Source organism: Rhodovulum viride, from assembly GCF_003265965.1.
Lineage (GTDB): Bacteria > Pseudomonadota > Alphaproteobacteria > Rhodobacterales > Rhodobacteraceae > Rhodovulum > Rhodovulum kholense.
In genome coordinates this window covers 1-1,119 of record NZ_MUAV01000105.1, presented here as the reverse complement: position 1 = coordinate 1,119, position 1,119 = coordinate 1, and the positions used below count along the sequence as shown (strand labels likewise).

1 protein-coding gene and 1 pseudogene are annotated in these 1,119 nt (G+C 66.5%); both read right to left on the bottom strand.

The window, feature by feature from the left end; translation table 11 throughout:
• Nucleotides 1-470 precede the first annotated feature (470 nt).
• Complete coding sequence (locus BYZ73_RS21230) at nucleotides 471-746, bottom strand: DUF6378 domain-containing protein (protein ID WP_112317575.1); 276 nt, start codon at nucleotides 744-746, stop codon at nucleotides 471-473.
• A pseudogene (locus BYZ73_RS23105) lies at nucleotides 746-1,119 on the bottom strand (primase-like DNA-binding domain-containing protein); the annotation flags it as partial. The gene BYZ73_RS21230 and the pseudogene BYZ73_RS23105, both read right to left, overlap by 1 nt.

Below are 1,119 nucleotides of genomic sequence, written 5' to 3'. Positions count from 1 at the left end.
ATCGCGCGCTCCTGCATCTTGTGGCTCCTGTCGGGGTTGGCCCCCGTATGTTGATCTTGGATTTCGAAGGCAGGGCCCGAAGGGCCTGACACCGCCCTATCAGGGCCCGAGACTACGGCGGCTCCTTCGCTGCCTTCCGCCTCATAACCCTCTGACTTCGATAGCCTATTTTCTTCTCTCAGGGCTTGAAGGGCCCGAGGGGCTTGAAAATCAAAGGTACGCGCAAGAATGGGTTCTCTCATGTCGCTGCCCCTTATCTCGCGCGCACGCGCGAACCCCGCATTTTCGGGCCCCTCAGACCCTTCCGGCCCTGATTTGCCTCGTAAGCCTTTGATAATGCGCCATCCCCCGCACCCCTCATGGCGCCCAAACTCAGACCCTCCGCGCTGGTTTCCGGCCCTTCAGGCCCTGATTTGCGCGGGGCGCGCGGGGCCTGCCGACCCGAAGGCATGGACAAGGGGGTGCGGGGGTCAGCCATCGGTGCTGCCTCCGGCCAGTTCCCCGCCGCAGGCGGCATAGCCCGCCATGTCGATCCAGTTGTCGGCATGGCCCGGATTGGTCCAGGCGCGCGCGGTCTTCAGGTCGATCAGCATGATCGCCACCTGATCGGGCGTGATCTCTACCCCGAGCCGCACCGACCAGAGCCGCGCTATGGCGCCGAACGTGTCTGTGAGGCGGCCGTGGGTCGCGGCCCGATCCACGGTGACGGCCTGGCGGGCGGCCTGCAGGAGGGCGGACCGGTCCATCAGAACGGCTCGTCGACAGGGGCGCCCGCACCATTCGAGAGGCGTTCGGCCATCCGCGCCCTGAACTCGTCGGTGAGGCGAATGCCGCGATAGCCGGTGGCCCCGCGCTTGCCGGGGATGAAGCTCTTGCCGGTCTGGGGATGCCGCCAGCGGCTGGCCTTCTGCTTGAGACGGTTCGAGACCGTGCGGCCGCCCCATCGGGTCTCGCCGCGATCTTCGAGCCAGAAGTTGAAGGCCTCGATCAGGTCGCGGGAATGGATGAAATCATCCTCGGCGCCGGTGACGATGGCACATTCGGTCAGGAAGGCGCCCACGGGATCGCTTTCCTCGCGGTATTCGGCCGTGGCCTCCAGCACCCGGTCGGGCGGGCGGA